This window comes from Bradyrhizobium sp. McL0615 (genome assembly GCF_049993905.1).
In the GTDB taxonomy this organism is placed as follows: Bacteria; Pseudomonadota; Alphaproteobacteria; order Rhizobiales; family Xanthobacteraceae; genus Bradyrhizobium.
On the sequence record NZ_CP188254.1, the window covers coordinates 2,863,553 to 2,886,139 of the forward strand.

The following is a 22,587-nucleotide window of genomic DNA, read 5'->3' on the forward strand; positions in this document are numbered from 1 at the left end:
CACAGCGGCGTCGCAAAACGCCCGGTTGTGGTGCCGATCTGGGGGATACAACCCCGCTTCCGTAATTCTACGGCGGAACCCATGCTAACAAGTTCCGATGGCGCCGCAGTGCGCCGGGGAAACGGGGTTCGGGCGTTTGCATTTTCAGTCGCTACCGTTGGCGCAAGGCCGACGCCGCCGTGATGCGGCTGTGCGGGCCGTCGCCATGTCGGCATTTCTCGCTGGCCTGAGCCTGTTGGCGGCACCCGCGAACGCGGCCTGCGCGCCCGATCCGGCGTCGAGCGGCGAGACCGTCACCTGCAGCGGCAACACCCCGGCCGGCTTTCAGGCCGGCGGCGGCGTCGACAACCTTACCGTCAACGTGCTGTCCGGCGCGACCGTCAGCAACGGCGGCGGCGTGATCATCGGCGTCAACGACTTCAACGCGGTCACCAACAGCGGCACGCTCTCCGCCGGGCCAAACAGCACTGGAATCTTTGCCGGCGTCAACAACACGATCGTCAACGCCGCCTCTGGCGTCATCACCCTCGGCGCTCATGGCGTGGGAATCTTCACCGCCGGCAACAGCACCGTGACCAACGCGGGCGCCATCACGGTCGGCAACGCGGCCGGATTGTCGGGCGCCATCGTTGGCATCAATGACGACAACACCGTCAGCAACCTGGCCGGCGCCACCATCACCGCCGGATCGAACGCCGACGGAATCCTGCTGCAGGGCAATCGCGCCATCGTCAACAACGCCGGCACGATCAGCACGACCGGTTCGGGTGCCGCGATCGATGTATTCGGCACCGATGCCCTGGTCACGAGCAATGGGCTGCTCAACATCGGTAGCAACGGCGCCGGAATCGCGACGCAGGGCGACCGCGCCCTGATTACGCATTTTGGAACGATCAACGGCGGAGCTGGAAGCGTCGGTATCGCCTATAACGGCTTGTCTGGAACCATCAACCAGAGCGGCCAACTGCTGCTCGGCAACAATGCTGTTGGCATTCTCGTGTTCGGCGATTCCAATACCATCACGAATAGCGGCGCCATCACCGTTGGAAACGGCGGCAGCGGTATCGACGTTTCCAGTTCTGGTGGCAGCAACTCCATCATCAACACCGGCAAGATCAATGTCGGCGCGGGCGCCGCAGGCATTCACCTTGGCGGCACCGGCACCGTTTTCAACTCGGGCACGATCAACGCCGCGATCGGTTTCGCGGCGATCGAACTCTGCGGCTGTGGCAACAGCGTGCTGACGCTCGGCCCGGGCAGCGTCATCAACGGCCTCGTGCTCGGCAATGGCACCGACACGTTCCAGCTCGGCGGCTCCGGCAAGGATAACTTCAACCTCAGCCTGATCGGCGCGGGCAATCAGTATGACGGCTTCTCGACCTTCAACAAGGTCGGCAGCTCGAACTGGACCGTCACCGGCACCGGCGCGCAAGACTGGAACGTTCTCGGCGGCACGCTCTCGGTCAACGGCGTGATCAACGGTCTCGTCACCATCAATGCCGGCGGCACACTCGGTGGCACCGGCACCATCGATAACGTCCTCGTCAATGGCGGCGTGCTCGCGCCGGGCAATTCGATCGGCACCCTCAACGTGGCGGGCAGCCTGACCTTCTCGGCGGCGTCGAGCTACATGGTCGAGATTTCGGGTGCGAGCAGCGATCTGACCCGGGTCACCGGCGTGGCGACCCTTGGCGGCGCCACCGTCGTGGTCGTGCCGATCGGCACGGTGGCGAAGCACTACACGATCCTGACCGCGACCGGCGGCCTGCCCGACACGTTCAATCCGGCGGTGTCGGGCGTTTCGTCCAACCTGAATCCGACGCTGAGCTACGACGCCATCAACGTCTATCTGAATTTCGCGCTGAACTACGGCGGCGGCCTCAACGTCAACCAGCAGAACGTCGCCAATGCGCTGACCAATTTCTTCAATACGACCGGCGGCATTCCCGTCGGCTTCACCTCGCTCTCACCGGCCGGCCTCACGCAGGTCTCGGGCGAGCTGGCGACCGGATCGCAGCAGGCGACCTTCGACGCCATGAACCTGTTCCTGTCGCTGATCTCGGATCCGTTCGTGGCAGGCCGCAATGACGGCTTCGGTGGCAGCGCAGGCGCGATCCCGTTCGCCGAGGAGAGCGCGCTTGGTTACGGCGCGAAGAAGCCCGCCGTGCGCGATGCCTTCGCCAGGTTCCCAACCAAAGCCGATATCGCCCGCAACGACCGGTTCGATCAGCGCTGGAGCATCTGGGGCTCCGCCTACGGTGGCGGCAGCAACACCTCGGGCAACGCCGCGCTCGGATCGAACGACGCGACCGCGCGTGCGTTCGGATTCGTGGTCGGTGCCGACTATCGCCTCTCGCCCGACACGCTGGCCGGTTTTGCGCTCGCCGGTGGCGGCACCAACTTCAGCGTCAGCGGTTTCGGCTCCGGACGCTCGGATCTGTTCCAGGCCGGCGCCTTCGTTCGCCACAACTTCGGCAACGCCTATGTCACCGCCGCCGCGGCCTATGGCTGGCAGGACGTGACCACCGAGCGCACCGTCACGGCGGCGGGCTTCGAGCGCCTGCGCGCCGAGTTCAACGCCAACGCATATTCCGGCCGCATCGAGGGCGGCTACCGATATGTGACGCCCTGGATGGGCATCACGCCCTACGCCGCCGGGCAATTTACCACCTACAGCCTGTCGGCCTATGCCGAGCAGGTGCTGGCGGGCGCCGGCACCTTTGCGCTGAACTATGCGGCCAGGGACGTCACGGCCTCACGCACCGAACTCGGCGTTCGCACCGACAAGTCGTTTGCGATCTCGAACGGCATCCTGACCCTGCGCGGCCGCGCCGCCTGGGCGCATGATTTCAACACCGACCGCAACGTCACCGCCTTGTTCCAGACGCTGCCGGGCGCGGCCTTCGTCGTCAACGGCGCGGCGCAGGCACATGACTCCGCATTGGTCACGGCTGCTGCCGAGATGAAATGGCTGAGCGGCTGGTCGGCGGCGGCCGTCTTCGAAGGCCAGTTCTCCAACGTGACCAATTCCTATGCCGGCAAGGGGGTTGTGCGCTATGCGTGGTGATCCTCCATGCTAAGGTGAGAAAAACGCCGGGAGGAACTTAAGTGCGCGCTGCTATTTTCAGGAATGGCGAGATCGTCGTCGATCAGTTGCCGGAACCCAAGCCGGGGCCCGGCATGGTGCTGGTCAAATCGCTGGCCTGCGGCATCTGCGGCTCAGACCTGCACGCGCGCAAGCACGCGCACCGCATGGTGGAACTGGCAAAGCATTTTCCCGGCCGCAAGCCGATGGACCTTTCGCGCGACGTCGTGTTCGGCCATGAATTCTGCTGCGAGGTGCTCGACTATGGTCCCGGCACGACGCAGAAGTTCAAGCCCGGCGCGAAAGTCTGCTCGCTGCCGGCGCTTTTGACCGCCGAAGGCCCACAGGGCATCGGCTACTCCAACGACAATATCGGCGCCTATGCCGAGCGCATGCTGCTCAGCGAAGCCTTGCTGCTCGAAGTCCCGAACGGCCTTGCGGCCGAGCACGCCGCGCTGACCGAGCCGCTCGCGGTCGGCGTGCATGCGGTCGCAAAAGCCAATATCAAAGGCGGCGAGGTGCCGCTGGTGATCGGCTGCGGGCCGGTCGGGCTTGCGGTCATCGCGGCGTTGAAGATCAGGGGATTGCACCCGATCGTCGCCGCCGATTATTCGCCGGCCCGCCGCGCGCTCGCCGAAAGGCTCGGCGCCGACGTGGTCGTCGACCCCGCGCGTACGCAGCCTTATGCGACGTGGGCCGAGCATGCCCAGATGTCGCCGGCGGAAAAGGCCGCGCGGCCGCCGCTGCAGGCGCTGTTGCCGGCGCTAAAACCTGCGCTGATCTTCGAATGCGTCGGCGTGCCCGGCCTGATCCAGCAGGTGTTCGAAGGCGCGCCGCGCGATGCGCGCATTGTCGTGGTCGGTGTCTGCATGGAAACCGACCGCTCCGAGCCGATGCTTGGCATCCTCAAGGAGCTCAACGTTCAATATGTGCTGGGCTACACGCCGGAGGAATTCTCCTATTCGCTCCGCCTGATTGCGGAAGGGCAGGTCGACGCCGCCTCGATGGTGACCGCCAGCGTCGGCATCGACGGCGTCGCCAAGGCCTTCGCCGATCTCGCCAACCCGGAAGCGCATACCAAGATCATCGTCGAGCCGTGGCGGTGATTACTGTTGGGACTGCGTAGGGTGGGCAAAGGAGCGCCAGCGACGTGCCCACCATCTATCACCGAGCACGCTGCCAGATGGTGGGCACGCTTCCGCCTTCGCTCGTTGAGCTACGGCGGACGCAGTCGCTTTGCCCACCCTACGGCATCTCACTCTGTCGTTCGATTTCTCGGATACTCGAGCTGCATTGCGACGAAGTCGGTCGTGCGCGCGTCGTAGCGGGCCGTGACGGCACGCAGCGTATCGTCGAGCGCTTCCGCCGGCTTGCGGTCTCCGATCTCCGGCAGTCGTCGCGCCGCCGGCCAGTTCGTCGTGACCTCATCGGGCAGGATGCGAATGCCGTTGCGGCTTTGCAGGGCGTCTGCTGTGTTCGCAAACGTCACCGCCTGCGAGCGATAGGTCCGCGACCACGCATCGGTGACGAGCGCCAGTGAAACTTCGTCGACGCCCTCCTTGAGTTCGATGCCGAGCCGCTCGTGCGCCCAGAACGCGGCCGTGTTGCGGATTGCGGTCAGCGCAAACGGGCGCGTGAACTTGAACGCGTCGCTCTCGTGCCGCGCGTCCCAGTCGGCGAGGCCGATGTCCCGGCCGACCGCGCGGGCCTTGTCCCGTCCGGCGATGGCCTCGACCAGCGTCAGCGACATCGGCATCGACGCCGAAATGCCGGTCGTGGTCGCGACGCCGTCATCGACCACCAGTCGCCGGTCTTCGATGTAGCGCATCGTCGGATGCTTCTCGCGTAACTCCTTGACGGAATACCAGTGCGTGGTCGCCCGCTTGCCGTGCAGCAGCCCGGCGTCGCCGACCACCTTGGCGCCGGCGCAGATGCCGACGATGATCGCACCTTTGCCCGACTGGTTCCTGATCCATTGCAGCGCGGCGGGATCGTCGTCGCGGGTCATGGCGGGAACGATGACGTAGTCGGCGCCGTCGGGATGCCGCGCATCGAACTCGGCGATGGTCGCCTGCGGTTCGACCTTCAGCGTCGGAAACAGAGTTACGGGACCGGGCTGGGTTGCGAGCGTGACGACATCGGCGACGTCGGCGCGCGTGAGGATGCCGTAGGGCATCAGGTAATCGGTGGTTTCGGTGGCATTGTTGATGCCGATGATGGCGATCAGCGGGCGCTGCCGCTTCGGCGGCTTCAGCGCCGCGATCGTCGCATCGCGCTCGTCTTGCGCAATCGCCGGGGGAGCGGCGACGGAAGGCGCCGCCGGCAGCGAAAGGATCCAGGCCCCTGCGATCACGACGAAAAGCACGATCGCGCCGAGCGCGCTCCACAAGATACGTCGCGAATTCATGGTTGATTGCTCGATGTTGATCGGAATCGAGTCTACTGCCGTTATGTTCTGATCGAAATGACGCAAATCCCGCGAAAACGGTCATGCGGCGAGAGCGATCGGTAGGGTGGGCAAAGGAGCGTTAGCGACGTGCCCACCATCTATCAACGGCGTTCGTTTTGGTAGGCACGCTTCGCTTTGCCCACCCTACGGACCTGCGCTCGCAATGACGATGTGAAAGCAATGTATGCGATCAATTGGCACGACGGGCAAATCACTTCTGATTTTCAGAAATCGTGTCAAGCCGGGGAATCGAAAATATTCCGCTTTCGTTCTCACGCAAATCAGCCGCATAACTCCGCGTGTCTCACGGCAGATGAGGGGCGCTCGCGATCGTCACGAACGTGCGGTGAGATGCGGTGGACGCTGAAGGCGCGCTAGACGTACGCGCCGGATGCGTACGGTGAAGTCGTGTGGTTCGGGCGCCGCGGTGCTGGCGTTAAGCGCGCGATAAGAAGCGCGGGCGACGGAGGCAAAAGAGCCGTTCTCCGGGAAGAGCACGAAGTAAGCCGTAAAGCCATTGCGCAGGGAAGGCCGGAGTGTTTCCCGCTGCCCTGTATGCTCGTGTGCCGTTTTGTTTGCGCAAATTGCACGCGAGACCGCGGGTGCAGCAAGCACCCGGTCTTCCCTGCGCCCTCTATTTCGAAGGGGGCCAAACGAAAATGCAAACCTCGGGCGCAATGCGCCGCGAGAAGGCCACCCCGCATTCAGTTGTCATCGTCCGCGAAGGCGGACGATCCAGTATTCCAGAGAAAGTAATGATTGAATCGATAGGCCGCGGCGTACTGGATCCCCCGCATGCGCGGGGGATGACAGCCGTTGGCGCTGCGCAAGGTCTGCTACACCGGCAGCGCGATCGAATACTTCACCTGGCTCAGCGCAAAACTCGACTCGATCGAGGCAATACCGTCGAGCCGCGTCAGCTTGTTCTTCAGGAACGCTTCGTAGGAGGAGAGGTCGGCGGCGACCACGCGCAGGAGATAATCGCGGTTGCCGGTCATCAGATAGCACTCCAGCACCTCGTCCCATTTCGAGATCGCTTTCGCAAACCGGTTGAGGTCCTCTTCCTTCTGCCGCGCCAGCTTGATCGAGATGAAGACGCTGACATGGAGCCCCAGCGATTTCTGGTCGACGGTTGCGATGTAGCGCGTGATGACGCCGCGCTCTTCCAGAAGCTTGACCCGGCGATGGCAAGGCGACACCGACAGGCCGACCTTCTCGGAAAGCTCCTGCATGGTCATGCGGCTGTCGGACTGCAGCAAAGCGAGGATCTTGCGGTCGATGGCGTCGAGTGCCGGCATTGGTATGAACTCATGGTTTGGTGGATAATCGTGGTATTTTATCCCAATATTTGGCTGTATGTCGCGAGGATTTGAGATTTTTGGCACCGGCATGCCCGCTAAAATCTGTTCATACTGACCCTGTCCGGAGCATCGCCATGCCCATCGAGCCCGCACGTCTCGAATTGCTGTCCGCGCTGGCGCGCAAAGTCCTCTGGCTGTCGTCGTGGACGATCCATCACGCCAACCATATCCGGCCCAATGTAGACGGGCTGAAGGTCGGCGGCCATCAGGCCTCATCGGCCTCGCTCGCCAACATCATGTCGGCGCTGTACTTCTCGGTGCTGCGGCCGCAGGACCGCGTCGCGGTGAAGCCGCATGCAAGCCCGGTGTTTCACGCCATCCAGTATCTGTTCGGGCACCAGACCCGCGAGAAGCTGGAAAATTTCCGCGGCTACAAGGGCGCGCAATCCTATCCTTCGCGCACCAAGGATGCCGACGACGTCGATTTCTCCACCGGCTCGGTCGGTCTCGGCGTCGCGCAAACCCTGTTCTCCTCGCTGGTGCAGGATTACGTCACCGCGCATGGCTGGATGAAAAATCGTCCCGAGGGGCGGATGATTGCGCTGGTCGGCGACGCCGAGATGGACGAGGGCAATATCTTCGAGGCGTTGCTCGAAGGCTGGAAGCACGGGCTGCGCAACACCTGGTGGGTGGTCGACTATAACAGACAGAGCCTCGATGCCGTGGTGCGGGAAGGGCTGTGGGCGAAGTTCGAGTCCATGTTCCGCAATTTCGGCTGGGAGGTGGTGATCGTGAAATACGGCCGCCTGATGCAGGCGGCGTTCGCCGAGCCGGGCGGCGAAGCTTTGCGGCGCTGGATCGATAATTGCCCGAACCAGATGTATGCGGCGCTGTGCTTCCAGGGCGGCGCCGCCTTCCGCAAACATCTGCAGGACGACATCGGCGATCAGGGGCAGGTGTCGCAACTGATCGACCGCCGCAGTGACGACGAGCTGCTGGCGCTGATGTCCAATCTGGGCGGACACGACATGGCGAGCATGATCGAAGCCTTTGAGGCGATCGATCACGATCGCCCGGTCTGCTTCATCGCCTACACCATCAAGGGCGTCGGCCTGCCGATGCAGGGCCACAAGGACAATCACGCCGGCTTGATGACGGTTACGCAGATGGAGAAATGGCGCGGCGCGCAGAACATCCGCCCTGGCCATGAATGGGAAATGTTCGAAGGCCTGTCGCAGGCGCCGGCCGAACTCGAAGCATTTCTGGCGGCGGCGCCCTTCAATCAGGAAGGCCGCCGTCGTCTCACCGCTGATGTCATCGACGTTCCGCAACAGCTCGCCTTCAAGGCGGCGGCGCAGATGTCGACCCAGCAAGGTTTTGGGCTGGTGCTCAATGAACTCGCGCGCGGTGACAGCGAACTGGCTTCGCGCATCGTCACCGCGTCGCCCGATGTCACCGTGTCGACCAATCTCGGCGCCTGGGTCAACCGCCGCGGCCTGTTTGCCAAGGCCGAAAACCACGATCTGTTCCGACAGGAGAAAATCCCGTCGACCTTCAACTGGGATTATTCGCCCAGGGGGCAGCACCTCGAACTCGGTATTGCCGAGATGAACCTGTTCATCATGCTCTCGGCGCTCGGGCTGTCGCATGCGATCAACGGCGAGCGGCTGCTGCCGGTCGGCACGCTGTACGATCCCTTTATCGAGCGCGGCCTCGATGCGATGAACTATGCCTGCTACCAGGATGCGCGCTTCATGGTGGTGGCAACGCCGTCGGGCATCACGCTGGCGCCGGAAGGCGGCGCGCACCAGTCGATCGCCACGCCGCTGATCGGCATGGCGCAGGATGGGCTGGCCTCGTTCGAACCGGCCTTTGTCGATGAACTTGCCGTGATCATGGGCTGGGGCTTTCGCCACATGCAGCGCGAAGCCGGCGAGGGCGGTTCGGTCTATCTGCGCCTTTCGACCCGCACGCTGGACCAGCCGCAGCGCATCATGGCGCCGGAGTTGCAACGCGACATCACCGAGGGCGCTTACTGGCTGCGCGAGCCGGGGCCGAACTGCGACATCGTGATCGCCTATACCGGCGCGGTGGCGCCGGAGGCGATCGAGGCGGTGGGATTCATCGGCGAAAGCCACCGCGATGTCGGCCTGCTGGCGGTAACCTCGGCCGACCGGCTGCATGCGGGGTGGTCCGCGGCGCGGAATTTGCGGCGCGAGCGCCGTGGCATCCAGTATCTCAGCCATGTCGAAAAACTGCTGGCGCAGCTCACCCGCGACTGCGGCATCGTGACCGTGATCGACGGCCATCCGGCCGCGCTTGGCTGGCTCGGCAGCGTGCGCGGCCACCGCCTCGAAGCGCTCGGCGTCGAACAGTTCGGCCAGACCGGAACTATTGGCGACCTCTACCGCCACTACGGCATCGACGCCAACGCCATCATCGATGCGGCCGAAAGCCTCACGGTGGGAGCACCGGTGCGGCACCGCAAGATGGCGGTGTAAGGGGTGTTTGGGTGTAGCGGGAGCGGGCGGTGCTAGCCGGATGTCGTCCCTGCGAACGCAGGGACCCATAACCACAGGGAGCAGTTGTTAAAGGAAGTGTCTGCCCGCGTGCCCCCAAGACAGGACACGGCGTATGGGTCCCTGCGTTCGCAGGGACGACGATGCAATGAGGTACACCTTGCCACCGTCGCATCCCTGATCTTATATCCAGCGCCTGCCGCATCCCGGCACCCCGCATATGGCGGGTTCAACTGCCCCGGCTTTCGTGCAAGGATGCCTGCCGAACGCTACCGTTCCCCCTCATTACTCCCTGATAAAGAGGTTTCCGATGGTCAATCGCATGCAATTCTACATCGACGGCGCCTGGGTCGATCCTGTCGTCAAGAAGTCCACCCCCGTCATCAATCCGGCGACCGAAGACGCGTTGTATGAAGTTGCGCTCGGCTCCAAGGCCGACCTCGACAAGGCCGTGGCCGCCGCCAAGCGCGCCTTCGTGACCTATTCGCAGACCAGCCGCGAGGAGCGCATCGCTCTGCTGGAGAAAGTCATCGAGATCTACAAGGGCCGCATGAAGGAGATCGGCGCCGCCGTATCCGACGAAATGGGCGCGCCGCTGCCAATGGCCGAACGGCTGCAGGCCGGTGCCGGTCTTGGCCACATCGCCTCCACTTTGGAAGTCCTCAAGAACTATCATTTCGAAGAGACAGTCGGTTCGGCCGTCGTCGTGCGCGAGCCGGTCGGCGTCATCGGCATGATCACGCCGTGGAACTGGCCGCTCAACCAGATCGCTTGCAAGGTCGCGCCCGCGCTCGCCGCCGGCTGCACCATGATCCTCAAGCCGTCGGAATTCACCCCGAGCTCGGCGTTGATCTTCGCCGAAATCCTCCATGAAGCGGGTGTGCCGAAGGGGGTGTTCAACCTCGTCAACGGCCTCGGCCCCGAAGTCGGCGCTGCGATGAGCGAGCATCCCGACATCGACATGATCTCGTTCACCGGCTCGACCCGCGCCGGCGTCGACGTCGCCAAGCGTGCGGCTCCGACCGTGAAGCGCGTCAGCCAGGAACTCGGCGGCAAGTCGCCGAACGTCATCCTCGAAGGCGCCGACCTCACCAAGGCCGTCACCGGCGGCGTGATGCACATGTTCAACAACTCCGGACAGTCCTGCAACGCGCCGTCGCGGATGATCGTCCCGCTGTCGAAGATGAAAGAAGTCGCTGCGATCGCGAAGGGCGTCGCCGACAAGACCAAGGCGGGCGATCCCCGCGCCGAAGGCACCACCATCGGCCCGGTCGTGTCGCGTATCCAGTGGGACAAGATCCAGGCGCTGATCAAGAAGGGCATCGACGAAGGCGCGACGCTCGTGGCCGGCGGTCCCGGTCTCCCCGAGGGCGTCAACAAGGGCTTCTACGTGCGCCCGACCATCTTCGCCGACGTCACCAACGACATGACGATCGCCCGCGAGGAAATCTTCGGACCCGTGCTCACCATCCTCGGCGCCAAGGATGAAGCTGACGCCGTAAAGATCGCCAACGACACGCCCTATGGTCTTGCCGGTTACGTCACCGGCGATACGGTGGAAAGCGCGCGACGCGTCGGCAAGCAGATCCGCGCCGGCAACGTCAACCTGCAGGGCGTGCCGAACGACCGCACCGCGCCGTTCGGCGGCTACAAGCAGTCCGGCAACGGCCGCGAGTGGGGCAAATACGGCCTCGAGGAATATCTCGAGGTCAAGGCGGTCGCCGGCTACAACGCCGCGTAAATCGCTGCGGCGCTCGCGCCGTTCATGAAAGATGCCGGCTGTCGAAGGACGGCCGGCATTTTTTTGACCAAAATCATCGTCAGGCTAGCCCTCACGTCGATGCCGACGCGGCGACGACGCAACAAGAAAAGATGGAGGATGCCTGTGAAGAAAATCGTCATTGCACTGGTCGCGCTATTGCCGCTTGCCGGCGCAGCACAGGCCCAGACTCCCAAAGATCTGATCGAGGCCCTCAAGGTAAAATGGAACACGCCGACCGAGCCGTTCAAGATGATCGGCAACGTCTATTATGTCGGAACCGACGGCCTGGCGTCCTACCTGATCACGTCGCCGCAGGGCCATATCCTGGTGGATACGGTGATGCCGGAAGCAACGTCGCAGATCAAAGGGAACATCGAGAAACTCGGCTTCAAGGTCACCGACATCAAATACCTCGTCAACACCCACGCGCATATCGATCACACCGGCGGCCTTGCCGAAATGAAACAGGCCAGCGGCGCCCAGATGGTTGCGGGCGAGGCCGACAAGCCGCTGCTCGAAGGCGGTTATTATCCGGGCGCGCAGGAAGACACCGCGCTGGCGTTTCCGCCGGTGAAGGTCGATCGCACGGTGCGCGAAGGCGACAAGGTCACCGTGGGTGATGTGACGCTGACCGCGCATGAAACGCCCGGCCATTCGCCTGGCTGCACGAGTTGGGAATTCTCGGTGAAGGATGGCGACGCCACGCGTTCCGTGCTGATCTTCTGCAGCGGCACCGTGGCGCTGAACCGGCTCGTCGCCAACCCGACCTATTCCGGGATCGTTACCGATTACAGGAAGACGTTCGCGCGCGCCAAGGACATGAAAGTGGATGTGCTGCTGGCGCCGCATCCGGAAATGTACAGGATGCAGGACAAGCGTGCCATGCTCTCGGATGGCGCGCCCAATCCGTTCGTCAATCCCGGCGAGTTCACCGCCTACGCCGCGACGCTGGAAAAGGTGTTTGAAGACGCGCTCGCCAAGCAGACCGCCGACGCACAGGAAAAGAAGGGGTGAATTGGCGCTGAGGCGCGCGGACTTATCCGCCCGGCGCGCCTTGCGTGTTCACATACAGCGCGTAGATCGACTGGCTCGCGGCCATGAACAGGCGGTTGCGCTTCACGCCGCCGAAGCAGAGGTTGGCGCAGCGCTCGGGCAGGGCGATGCGGCCGATCATGACGCCGTCGGGCGCGAACACCACGACACCGTCTAGTTCGGGATCGCCCATGCCCCAGCCGCACCACAGATTGCCGTCGATGTCGACGCGAAAACCGTCCGGCGTGCCTGGTCCGGCATCGACAAACACGCGCTTGTTGGAAAGCTTGTCGCCGGAAGGCGAGACGTCATAGGCGAGAATCTTGCGGGTCGGCACGCCGCGGGACTCGATGACATAGAGAATCTTCTCGTCGGGCGAGAAGGCGAGTCCGTTCGGTCCCAGCACGCCCTCGGCGACGACAGTTGCTTTGCCGGTCGCGCCGTCGATCCGGTACACGTTCATGTCGAGCTCGGGCTCGGCCTTGTAGCCCTCGTAATTGCCGAGCAGGCCGAACACCGGATCGGTGAACCAGACCGAGCCGTCGGACTTCACGACGACGTCGTTCGGCGAGTTCAGCCGCTTGCCGTCGAAGGAGTCCATCAGCACCGTGATCGACCCGTCATATTCGGTGCGGGTGACGCGGCGGCCGCCATGCTCGCAGGTGACCAGCCGTCCTTGCCGGTCGCGGGTGTTGCCGTTGGCAAAATTCGACGGCTTGCGGAAGATGCTGACGTGGCCTGTCTCCTCCTCCCACTTGAGGATGCGCTGGTTCGGGATGTCGCTGCAGAGCAGATAGCGCCCGTCGCCGAACCACACCGGGCCCTCGGCCCAGCGCAGGCCGGTGGTCAGCCGCTCCACGGCTGAAAGCTTCAGCCAGTATTTCTCGAAACGGGGATCGAGGGCATGGATGGCCGGATCGGGATAATAGGTGGCTGGGCGCCAGCCGGCTGAATGCGATGCTGCATCGGACATTTGCTGTTCTCGTTGTTGCGTTCCCTGAGCGTTTGAGTTTGCTATCATTCCCGGCTAATGACCGCAAATCGGTCGAGAGATAAGAGGAACGAAATGCCACGCATATTGATGACCGGCGCCGCCGGCGGGATCGGCACATCCTTGCGCAAGCTGCTGCCGCCGATCTATCCGGACCTGGTGCTGAGCGATCTGAAGGCGCCGGCCGATCTGGCTAAGGACGAGAAGTTCAAGGCGGCCGATCTCGCCGACATGTCGCAGGTCGAGGCGATCTGCGAAGGCGTTGACGGCATCCTGCATTTCGGCGGCTATTCGGTCGAGGGCTCCTGGGACGACATCCTGCAGGCCAACATCATCGGTGGCTACAATCTGTTCGAGGCCGCGCGCAAGAAGGGTGTCAAGCGCGTGGTATTCGCCTCGTCGAACCACGCGGTCGGCTTCTATCCGCGGCACCACCGGATCGGCACCGACGTCACCGTGCGCCCCGACAGCCGCTATGGCGTCAGCAAGGTCTTTGGCGAGGCGGTCGGCGCGCTCTATGCCGACAAGCATGGGCTTGGCGTGACCTGCATCCGGATCGGCAATTTCGGCGAGATGCCGCTCGACCACCGCCGCCTGTCGATCTGGCTGAAGCCGGAAGATCTGGTGCAGCTCTGCCGCATCGGGCTCGATCATCCCGGCATCCATTACGAGATATTCTACGGCGCCTCCTACAACGAGCGCGCCTGGTGGGACAACCATCGCGCCTACGAGCTCGGTTATCGCCCGACCGGCCGCGGCGAAGATTTCCGCGAACACGCGACGGCCGAGCAGGCCAAGCTCAAACCGGACCCGGTCGGCGACTTCTATCAGGGCGGCACGTTCTGCAGCATGGAGTTCGACGGCGATGAAGAAAGGATCGTGGACTGGAGCAAGCGCTAGCGCTTGCCCTCATCCCCCAGCGATCCGCCCCAGATAATCCGACTTGCTGAACTGCATGTGATCGACGCAGAGCTGCGCCAGCGCCCAGCTGTCGCGGCCCTTCAACAGCTCGATCATCAGTTCGTGCTGGCGGCGGGATAGCGCGAGCCCCTCTGTGTCCGCGAGATTCTTGGCGCGCATCGGCAGCGTCAGGTTCATGTAGTCCTGCAGCGACTGAACGAGATAGGGGTTGCCGCAGGCCGAGAACAGCGCGACGTGAAAGGCGTCGTTGGCCTCATGGATGCCGCGCAAATCCTGCGCGTCGGCCTTCGCGCAATATTGCCGCTGCAATTCGCTGAGCTGCTCGATCAGGCCGGGCGAGGCGGGCAGGGCAATCATCAGCGCCGCCTGCCGCGTCAGCATTTCCCGCACCTCGTAGATCTGGCGCACTTCCTCGGCCGAATAGAACCGCACCGTGGCGCCGATGTTTTTCTCGCGCAGCACGATGCCCTGGCGTTCGAGCTGGAACAGCGCCTGCCGCACGAAATGCCGGCTGGCGCCGTAGCGCGTCATCAGCGTGTCCTCGACCAGCCGCGAACCCGGCGCGAAGCGGCCGAAGATGATGTCCTCTTCCAGCCGGCGGATGACCTCCGCCTGCTCCTCTTCGCGGGTCGGCGTGGAAGTCTCGGTCAGCGATTCCTGCGGCTTCATCGCGAGGCCTCCCAGCCCGACAGCCGATAGCAATCCTCGACCAGGCGCAAGGTCTCAAGATTGTCCGCCGATGCCGTCTCGAAGGGCTTATTGTCGCGGAGCGCGTTGACGAAATGCGCGATCGTCCGGTTATAGGAACCCTGATATTCGGCGGCGAGATCGTAGCTGCTCTCGCCGGGCGACGCGCCCGAGCATGTTAGCGATGGCCCGTCGAGTTTGAGTGTTCCCTTGTCGCCGAGAATCTCCAGCCGGTCGACCTGCGCGGCCGGATGCCCGTGGGCGGCAAAACTTGCAAAGATCACAACGCCCGCGCCGTTGCCGGTCGCAAGCTGGATTACCGCGCCGTCTTCGCCGACGAGGAGATCACTGGAACGGGAAAGTTGCGCCGCGGTCACTTGCAGCGGCCCGAGCAGCATGCGCAGCGTGTCGAGATGATGGATCAGGACCTCCGCGACCAGCATGCGCCGTTCGCGGCGCATGAAAGGCTGCCGTTCCAGCGCCGGACAAAGTCCATCCGGCCCCGGCAATACGCCCGATGTCAGCAGCGTCAGTTGCGCTTGCTTGACGTTACCGATGCGTCCCTCGCGCAGCCATGCCGCAGCATCCCGGTAATAACCGCGAAAGCGCCAGTTCTCGTGCACCATCAGGCGCGTCACCCCATCGACCTCGGCGGCGAGGTCGGTCGCCTCCTGCAGGTTGGGCGCGAGTGGCTTCTGGCAAAGCACCGGCAATCGCTTCGCAGCGGCGAGCCGCACCAACGGCGCGTGCATCTCGCGGGGCGCTGCGATATCGATGGCGTCGAGCTCGCATTCCGCCAGCATTGCCTCGGCGCTGGCGAAGGTCCGCGGGATTTCAGACTCGCTCGCGCGCCGCGCGGCATTTTCGCTGGAGGGATCGGCGACCGCCACGACGCGGGCTTGATCTGATAGGCTCGCCCAGGCGATGAGATGATGACGGCTCACCATGCCGGCGCCGATCAGCCCAATGCGCAACGGTTGGTTCATGAGTGCGCGGTTCCGGTCATGGCCGGAAATCAGCACGCACCTGTCTTATTGTCAATAATATTGCTTTATCGCCGCCCGAATTTCGCTGTTTGGTGCGGGATAATCAAATATTGACAATAATCCAGTGGGCTCCTTAAGTGCCCACCTACAACGACAAGGAAGAAAAAATGGCCGACGGACTTCGCAAGGGACTGGCAAGTTATGGCGACGCTGGCTTCTCGCTGTTCCTGCGCAAGGCCTTCATCAAGGCGATGGGCTATTCCGACGACGCGCTCAATCGCCCGATCGTCGGCATCACCAATACCTACAGCGACTACAATCCCTGCCATGGCAATGTGCCGCAGATCATCGAGGCGGTGAAGCGCGGCGTCATGCTGAGCGGCGCGATGCCGATGGTGTTTCCGACCATCTCGATCGCCGAAAGCTTCTCGCATCCGACCTCGATGTATCTGCGCAATCTGATGGCGATGGATACCGAGGAGATGATCCGTGCGCAGCCGATGGACGCCGTGGTCGTGATCGGCGGGTGCGACAAGACCTTGCCGGCGCAGATCATGGCAGCCGTCTCCGCCGATCTGCCGACCGTCGTCATTCCTGTCGGGCCGATGGTGGTCGGACATCACAAGGGCGAAGTGCTGGGAGCGTGTACGGATTGCCGGCGGCTGTGGGGTAAATATCGCGCCGGCGAAATTGACGACGTTGAAATCGAAGCCGTCAACGGCCGGCTCGCGCCTTCGGTCGGCACCTGCATGGTGATGGGCACGGCCTCGACCATGGCGTGCATCACCGAGACGCTGGGGCTCTCGCTGCCGATGAGCGCGACCATCCCGGCGCCGCATGCCGAGCGCTTTCGCTCGGCGGAGGCCAGCGGCAGGGTGGCGGCCGTGATGGCCAAGGCGAAGGGACCAAAGCCGAGCGAATTGCTGACAGCCAGTTCGTTCCGCAACGCGCAAGTGGTGCTGCAGGCGATCGGCGGCTCGACCAACGGGCTCATTCATCTGACCGCAATCGCCAACCGCACCCAACACCGCATCGATCTCGAAGCGTTCGACGGGCTCGGCCGCGAAGTGCCCGTGCTGATCGACTTGAAACCTTCGGGCGAGCATTACATGGAGCATTTCCATCATGCCGGCGGCGTGCCCAAGCTGATGGCGCAGCTCGGCGATCTCATCGACCTCGATGCCAAGACCATCACCGGCCAAACGCTGCGCGATGTCGTTGCCGACGCCGAGGAGGTGCCGGGACAGGACGCCATCCGTCCGCGCGACAATCCGATCAAGGCAGAAGGCGCGATGGCGGTATTGCATGGCAACCTCGCGCCGCGCGGCGCCGTCATCAAGCACTCGGCGGCGAGCCCGAAGCTGCTGCAGCACACCGGCCGCGCCGTGGTGTTCGAATCCGTCGAGGACATGACGTTGCGGGTCGACGACCCCGATCTCGATGTCAACGCTGCTGATGTGCTGGTGCTGCGCAATGCCGGCCCCAAGGGTGCGCCCGGCATGCCGGAGGCGGGCTATCTGCCGATCCCGAAGAAGCTTGCGCGCGGCGGCGTCAAGGACATGGTGCGGATATCGGACGCGCGCATGAGCGGCACCGCGTTCGGCACCATCGTGTTGCACATCACGCCGGAATCCGCCGTGGGCGGCCCGCTGGCGCTGGTCAGGAACGGCGACATGATCCGCCTCGATGTCGCGAAGCGCAGTATCGAGCTCCTGGTCGATGCTGCCGAGCTGGAGAAGCGCCGTGCAGCGCTGTCGCCCGCCGTCACGCCTGAATGGGCCAGGCGCGGTTACGCGCACCTGTTCAACGAGACGATTTTGCAGGCCGATGAGGGCTGCGACTTCGATTTCATGCGCGGGCAGGGCAAGGATTAGCGCCGGATGCGAGCTATGAATTATCGACAATTATCCTCCGCTGGGCCGCGGTATAGGCTGAGCCGGCGGAAAATTACGATACTTTATTGACAATCTCGCTACCCGGGTGGTTTGATTGGTGAAAATCAAACCAAACGGGGGAAGTGCGTCATGGGGAATCCAGGGAAATCAATGCTCGCGGCGATCGCCGCAGTGGCAGTCATGTTCGCCACCAGCGCAGGTGCTCAGGAAGCAAAACGTTACCGCTTTGCTTACGATCAGCCCCGCAACACCGGCTATTCCGTTGCAGGCGACCTGTTTGCCGACAAGCTCAAGGAATTGAGCAAGGGCACGATGTTGATCGATCAGTATCCTGGCGCACAGCTCGGACAGGAGCCGCAGCTGTTGCAACTAATCAAGGCCGGCGACATCGATTTTGCGATCATTTCCTCGGCCAACACCGCGACGATTTCGCCGCAGGCCGGCGTGATGTCGCTGCATTTTCTGTTCCGCGACGAAAATCATGTGATCAAGGGGCTGGCCGACCCCAAGGTGTTCGAAGCGCTCAAGACCATGATCGACGAGACCACGCAGGGCCTGCACGTCATCGCGACCGGCTCGCAAGGCGTCCGCCACATGTACTCGAAGAAAGAAATCCGTAACGTCGGCGACATCAAGGGGCTGAAAATCCGCGTGCAGGCCACGGCCACCGAGGATCTGATGTTTCCAGCCTACGGCGCGCAGACCGTTCACATGCCGTTCGGCAGCGTCTACACCTCTTTGCAGACCGGTGTGATGGATGTCGCCGAAAACAGCATCAACGTCTATCTCGTCAACAAGCATTACGAAGTGGCGCCGGTGCTTAACCTCACCGAGCATGAAGCCAACAACGCGCTCGTCTTCATCAGCGACAAGCTGTGGCAGAGCCTTTCCGCCGAGCAGAAGAAGTGGGTGTTGGCGGCGGGCGATGAAATCAGCCAGAAGGAGCCGGGGAAGGCCTTCGAACTGGAGCGGTCCGCGGCGACCAAGCTGAAATCGATCGGGGTCAAGATCGTCACCGACATCGACAAGAAGAGCTTTACGACGATCGCCGATCCCTATCTCGACAAGCTCGCCAAGGATCTCGGTCCGCATGCCGAGAAGATCAAGAATCTGATCCGGGCGGTGAACTAGGCGCTCCCCCGCGTCGTCCCTGCGAACGCAGGGACCCACACGCCGCGGCCTTTCGGTGGAGCGTTTGGTCAGCCGGCTTTTGCAAACAATGAACCCCTGTGGCTATGGGTCCCTGCGTTCGCAGGGACGACGACAGAGAGTGTGAAGTCAAAATGTCCATCGCCGACAAACTGGTGCTGCAGCGGCAGCGTCATCTGAAATGGCAGGCGTTCGACCGGCTGGAACTGGCGTTGATGATTGTCTGCGGCGTGCTGTGTTTCGGCTTCTCGCTGTTTGTGACCTGCGACATCGTCACTCGGACCATCGGTCATCCCTGGCTTTGGCTGCAGGAGGCAACCTCCACGCTTTTCATCTACGCCATCTTCATCGGCTCCGCCGTCGCCACCCGCCGCAACGATCACCTGTATCTGACCGCGATTTCCGAGGCGATGCATGGCACGCCGCGCCTGATCGTCGAGATCATTATTCGTATCGCGGTGCTCGCAGTAGCCTTTGTCCTGATCTGGTTCGGTTACCTCAACTATCTGCGGGGATTCGGTAGCTTCCGCCTGCCGTCGGGCACGCCGATCGCCTCGCTCTACGCCGCGATCCCGTTGTCCGGCGTACTGATCGCACTGTTCACGGTCGAGCAACTGGTCAATGGTATCCGCAACGGATTTGACCATCCCGAACCGCCAGAGATCGACCGCGATATCCCGCCGGTCGCGACCGCCGCCCAGACGAGGGCGCAGCCGTGAGTCCGCCTCTCATCCTCGGCGTAATGACGTTCTGTTTCCTGTTCTTCGGCTATCTCGGCGTCCCCGTGCCGTTCTCGCTGATGGCGGGCGTGTTCGTCGGCGCGATACTGGCCGACGTGTCGCTGGCGGCCATCATTCAGAAAGTGTTCGACGGCGTGGATTCCGAAGCGCTGCTGGCGATACCCTTCTTCCTGCTGGTCGGGGAGTTGATGAGTTCGGCCAATGTCGTGGTACGAATAGCCAATCTCTCGCTATCGCTAGTCGGGCACATCAGGGGCGGGCTGTCGCAGGTCGTCGTCGTGTTCTCGATGTTCTTCTCGGAAATGTCGGGCTCGACCACCGCCGACGTCGCGGTCATGAGCCGCGCGCTCGGCGGCCCGATGAAGAGGGAGGGATATAGCCCCGCCTTCATCGCGGCCATCATCGCCTCCGCCTCCACCATTGCCGCGCTGGTGCCGCCGAGCATCACCGCGGTGGTCTATGGTGCGGTCGGCAATGTCTCGATCGCCGGACTGTTCATGGCCGGTGTGGTGCCCGGTTTGATGATCGGCTTCGGCCTGATGATCTATTGCTATTTCTTCGGCCCCACCGGCATGCAAAAGCCGCGTGCGCCGCTGCGCCAGGTGATATTCGCGGCCGGAGATGCCGCGCTGCCGCTGATGATTCCTGCGATTTTGTTGGGCGGCATCCTCACCGGATATTTCACACCGACGGAAGCCGGCGTCGTTGCCGTGATCTGGATCATCGTCGTGGTAATCCCGGCGCTCAACCGCGGGCATATCAAGAACATTCCCTATGATTTCTGTCTGGCAGGGCTGATCTTCTCATTGCCGCTGATCACCATCGGCGCCGCCAACGCCTTCGGCTGGATGCTCGCCTATCTGCACGGCGCCTCCGTGATCGCCGAATGGATCACTTCGTTGGCCGGAAACGATCCGCATCTGATGATGCTGTTGCTGGTGCTGCTGTTCACCGTGGTCGGCGATTTTATCGAGCCGGTGCCGACCATCATCATCTTCATGCCGCTGGTGAACACGCTGACCCAGGCCGGCGACATCAACGCCGTGCATATGGGCGTCGTGCTGATCGCGACCCTGGCATTCGGGCTGATCACGCCGCCATATGGGTTGGTGCTGTTGATGGCCGCGAAATTCGTCGGTGTCCCGTTCTCCAAGGCGCTGCGGGCGGCGCTGCCGATCTATGTGGTGTTCCTGGTCACCATAACTTTCACCATCTATTTTCCGAAGGTGGTGCTGTGGCTGCCAAAGCAGGTGATCCCTGAATCGGTCGGCTGTTTCAAGGCGCCAGGAGGCACGGGCTATATCTGCCCGAATTGATCGTCGTCCCTGCGAACGCAGGGACTCATCCCGCGTTGTGCTCTCGGTTGAAACGAGATGGCTGACGCCTTGCGAAACAATTGCTGCCGCGGCGTATGGGTTCCTGCGTTCGCAGGGACGACACCGAAGGCGCGGCGACGTTAACTCACCTCATCAATGCTCCAAACATCGCTCGCTCGGTCAAACCTGAACGGCGTGCCGTGGCGGTTGTCGAGCCACCGGCGGCAGAGCGTTTCCGATAGCGACTGCATCACGCCATCGTGGCAGACGAACAGGATCGATGCCTGAGGATGCCGGTCGAGCCATTCGCTGATGCAGCGCAACGACCGCGCCGAGACGGAGGCCCAGGGCTCGCCGTCCGGCGGGAGGATGGTTGCGAGGTCGTCCATCGCGGTGATGCCATGCTCCTTCATCACCTCGGCGACCGAGCGTCCCTCGAGGCTGCCGAAATCGCATTCGATGATTCCGTCGTCGATGGCGAGTGGCGCCGGGGATGACGCGGCGACGATTTCCGCGGTCTTCAACGCGCGAATGAGCGGGCTGGCGACGATATGGTCGAGCCGGGTGTTCTGCAGGCGGAGGGCGGCTGCATGCGCCTGCAAAATGCCTTCGTCGTTGAGCGGTACATTCGTGCGGCCCTGAAACCGCCCTTGCGCGTTCCAGTCGGTGACGCCATGGCGAAGGCAGAGGAAGGAGCGCGACGGCGCCGCCAATTGTGTCACTTCGGCTTGCTGGTGAACTTCTTCACCGCGACCCGAAAATCTTCGGTGAGCATGGCGTCGATGATCCCCTTTTCCTCGGCATCGAGTTGCTGCCGGGTCGGCGTGACTGCGGCCTGATAGACCAGCGACTTGGTGCCTGCGATCGCTGCCGGCGGGTTCTGCGCAAGCCGCTCGGCGAATTTGCGCGTCTCTGCCTTCAGCTCGGCTGCCGGAACGACGCGGGCGACCAGGCCCCATTGATGGGCCTGCTGCGCGGTAAAACTGTCCTCCGCCAGGAATATCTGCAGCGCGCGGCGGGTGCCGACGGTGCCGACCATGCCGACCGTGCTGCCGCCGTCCGGCGAGACGCCGATCTTGGCATAGGCCGGCGTGAAGCGGGCGTCATCGGCGGCAATGCAGAGATCAGTGACGAAGGCCAGCCCCATGCCGGCACCGGCGGCAGAGCCGTGGACGCTGGAGAGGACGATCTTCGGCATCCGCCGCACCGTCTCGATAAAGGCGTGGTAGTGCTTCAGCAACTCACCGACCACGGGTGCGATGGTATCGCTGGCGGCGGCGGCTCCAATGGTCTGCAGATCGCCGCCGGCCGAGAAGGCGCGGCCTTCGCCCTCGATGACAAGCACGCGGATAGCGTCGTTGCCCTCGACCTCCGCGCCGAGCTGCTCGAGCTTTTGCGCGATCGACAGATTGATCGAATTGAAGGCCGCGGGCCGGTTCAGGGTGATGGTGGCAATCGGACCCTCGATCCGGAGCAGGGCGGGGGCGCTGGCAGCGGTATCATCTGACGTTGGCATGGCTGGGCCTCGGCTCGGAACGGAGGCCAGCATTTAAATAACAGAAGGCAGGGGGTGACAATCCCCGTGGGCTTGCAAAATATCCGGCAATCCTTCCTTGCGGGCGTTGGCGCTCTTGCGTCTGTTCGCGCCATGAGGTCAGATAGGGCCTGTCATCGTTCGGAACGGACACGAGCGCCGCTTCCAAAGGACGAGACAGGCAAGCCAAAATCAGTGGAGCGGAAACGACATGGGTCAT

18 protein-coding genes are annotated in these 22,587 nt (G+C 63.2%); 10 read left to right on the forward strand and 8 right to left on the reverse strand.

Annotation, left to right across the window (positions count from 1 at the left end; all coding sequences use genetic code 11):
- Nucleotides 1-205 precede the first annotated feature (205 nt).
- Both ACPPVP_RS13655 and ACPPVP_RS13660 read left to right on the forward strand, forming a co-directional pair.
- Nucleotides 206-3,067 (forward strand): autotransporter outer membrane beta-barrel domain-containing protein, encoded by a 2,862-nt coding sequence (locus ACPPVP_RS13655; protein ID WP_426534995.1) that lies wholly within the window; start codon nucleotides 206-208, stop codon nucleotides 3,065-3,067.
- Nucleotides 3,068-3,108: 41 nt separating this feature from the next.
- Nucleotides 3,109-4,191, forward strand: a complete 1,083-nt coding sequence (locus ACPPVP_RS13660) for a zinc-binding dehydrogenase (RefSeq protein WP_426534997.1) — start codon at nucleotides 3,109-3,111, stop codon at nucleotides 4,189-4,191.
- Between the two features lie 149 nt (nucleotides 4,192-4,340).
- On the opposite strand, the gene ACPPVP_RS13665 is transcribed toward ACPPVP_RS13660, so the two are convergent.
- Nucleotides 4,341-5,492 carry a DJ-1/PfpI family protein gene (locus ACPPVP_RS13665; RefSeq protein ID WP_426534999.1) on the reverse strand — a complete coding sequence of 384 codons (1,152 nt, stop codon included), beginning with the start codon at nucleotides 5,490-5,492 and terminating at the stop codon, nucleotides 4,341-4,343.
- A gap of 878 nt (nucleotides 5,493-6,370) precedes the next feature.
- The gene (locus tag ACPPVP_RS13670; RefSeq protein WP_426535001.1) at nucleotides 6,371-6,832 is read right to left on the reverse strand and encodes an Lrp/AsnC family transcriptional regulator; all 462 of its coding nucleotides are present in this window, start codon (nucleotides 6,830-6,832) and stop codon (nucleotides 6,371-6,373) included.
- A 137-nt stretch (nucleotides 6,833-6,969) separates the two neighbouring features.
- Between ACPPVP_RS13670 and ACPPVP_RS13675 the strand changes: the two genes are divergently transcribed.
- Entirely contained in the window at nucleotides 6,970-9,336 is a 2,367-nt protein-coding gene (locus ACPPVP_RS13675; RefSeq protein ID WP_426535003.1) for a transketolase, read from the forward strand.
- A gap of 328 nt (nucleotides 9,337-9,664) precedes the next feature.
- Nucleotides 9,665-11,095 (forward strand): aldehyde dehydrogenase family protein, encoded by a 1,431-nt coding sequence (locus tag ACPPVP_RS13680; RefSeq protein ID WP_426535005.1) that lies wholly within the window; start codon nucleotides 9,665-9,667, stop codon nucleotides 11,093-11,095.
- Here the strand turns inward: ACPPVP_RS13680 and ACPPVP_RS13685 are convergent.
- Entirely contained in the window at nucleotides 11,080-11,256 is a 177-nt protein-coding gene (locus ACPPVP_RS13685) for a hypothetical protein (protein ID WP_426535007.1), read from the reverse strand. The two genes, ACPPVP_RS13680 and ACPPVP_RS13685, sit on opposite strands and share 16 nt — an antisense overlap.
- Here ACPPVP_RS13685 and bla point away from each other — a divergent pair.
- On the forward strand, nucleotides 11,240-12,130 hold the full coding sequence (gene bla / locus ACPPVP_RS13690) for a subclass B3 metallo-beta-lactamase (protein ID WP_426535009.1): 891 nt from the start codon (nucleotides 11,240-11,242) through the stop codon (nucleotides 12,128-12,130). The two genes, ACPPVP_RS13685 and bla, sit on opposite strands and share 17 nt — an antisense overlap.
- 22 nt (nucleotides 12,131-12,152) lie before the next feature.
- On the opposite strand, the gene ACPPVP_RS13695 is transcribed toward bla, so the two are convergent.
- The gene (locus ACPPVP_RS13695) at nucleotides 12,153-13,121 is read right to left on the reverse strand and encodes an SMP-30/gluconolactonase/LRE family protein (RefSeq protein WP_426535011.1); all 969 of its coding nucleotides are present in this window, start codon (nucleotides 13,119-13,121) and stop codon (nucleotides 12,153-12,155) included.
- Between the two features lie 93 nt (nucleotides 13,122-13,214).
- Between ACPPVP_RS13695 and ACPPVP_RS13700 the strand changes: the two genes are divergently transcribed.
- A complete protein-coding gene (locus ACPPVP_RS13700) occupies nucleotides 13,215-14,039 on the forward strand; it encodes an NAD-dependent epimerase/dehydratase family protein (RefSeq protein ID WP_426535013.1) in 825 nt (274 codons plus the stop codon).
- Nucleotides 14,040-14,048: 9 nt separating this feature from the next.
- On the opposite strand, the gene ACPPVP_RS13705 is transcribed toward ACPPVP_RS13700, so the two are convergent.
- A complete protein-coding gene (locus tag ACPPVP_RS13705) occupies nucleotides 14,049-14,729 on the reverse strand; it encodes a GntR family transcriptional regulator (RefSeq protein WP_426535015.1) in 681 nt (226 codons plus the stop codon).
- Nucleotides 14,726-15,733, reverse strand: a complete 1,008-nt coding sequence (locus ACPPVP_RS13710; RefSeq protein ID WP_426535017.1) for a Gfo/Idh/MocA family protein — start codon at nucleotides 15,731-15,733, stop codon at nucleotides 14,726-14,728. The genes ACPPVP_RS13705 and ACPPVP_RS13710 overlap by 4 nt, the downstream gene beginning before the upstream one ends.
- A gap of 167 nt (nucleotides 15,734-15,900) precedes the next feature.
- On the opposite strand from ACPPVP_RS13710, the gene ACPPVP_RS13715 reads away from it, so the two are divergent.
- The 4 genes from ACPPVP_RS13715 to ACPPVP_RS13730 all read left to right on the forward strand — a co-directional run bounded on the left by ACPPVP_RS13715 (nucleotide 15,901) and on the right by ACPPVP_RS13730 (nucleotide 20,833).
- The gene (locus tag ACPPVP_RS13715; RefSeq protein ID WP_426535019.1) at nucleotides 15,901-17,607 is read left to right on the forward strand and encodes an IlvD/Edd family dehydratase; all 1,707 of its coding nucleotides are present in this window, start codon (nucleotides 15,901-15,903) and stop codon (nucleotides 17,605-17,607) included.
- Nucleotides 17,608-17,757: 150 nt separating this feature from the next.
- The gene (locus tag ACPPVP_RS13720; protein ID WP_426535021.1) at nucleotides 17,758-18,759 is read left to right on the forward strand and encodes a TRAP transporter substrate-binding protein; all 1,002 of its coding nucleotides are present in this window, start codon (nucleotides 17,758-17,760) and stop codon (nucleotides 18,757-18,759) included.
- 152 nt (nucleotides 18,760-18,911) lie between these two features.
- Nucleotides 18,912-19,496 (forward strand): TRAP transporter small permease, encoded by a 585-nt coding sequence (locus ACPPVP_RS13725; RefSeq protein ID WP_426535023.1) that lies wholly within the window; start codon nucleotides 18,912-18,914, stop codon nucleotides 19,494-19,496.
- 23 nt (nucleotides 19,497-19,519) lie between these two features.
- Nucleotides 19,520-20,833 (forward strand): TRAP transporter large permease, encoded by a 1,314-nt coding sequence (locus ACPPVP_RS13730; protein WP_426537830.1) that lies wholly within the window; start codon nucleotides 19,520-19,522, stop codon nucleotides 20,831-20,833.
- 140 nt (nucleotides 20,834-20,973) lie between these two features.
- On the opposite strand, the gene ACPPVP_RS13735 is transcribed toward ACPPVP_RS13730, so the two are convergent.
- Both ACPPVP_RS13735 and ACPPVP_RS13740 read right to left on the reverse strand, forming a co-directional pair.
- Entirely contained in the window at nucleotides 20,974-21,555 is a 582-nt protein-coding gene (locus ACPPVP_RS13735; protein WP_426535025.1) for a histidine phosphatase family protein, read from the reverse strand.
- The gene (locus ACPPVP_RS13740) at nucleotides 21,552-22,349 is read right to left on the reverse strand and encodes an enoyl-CoA hydratase/isomerase family protein (protein WP_426535027.1); all 798 of its coding nucleotides are present in this window, start codon (nucleotides 22,347-22,349) and stop codon (nucleotides 21,552-21,554) included. The genes ACPPVP_RS13735 and ACPPVP_RS13740 overlap by 4 nt, the downstream gene beginning before the upstream one ends.
- Between the last annotated feature and the right edge of the window lie 238 nt (nucleotides 22,350-22,587).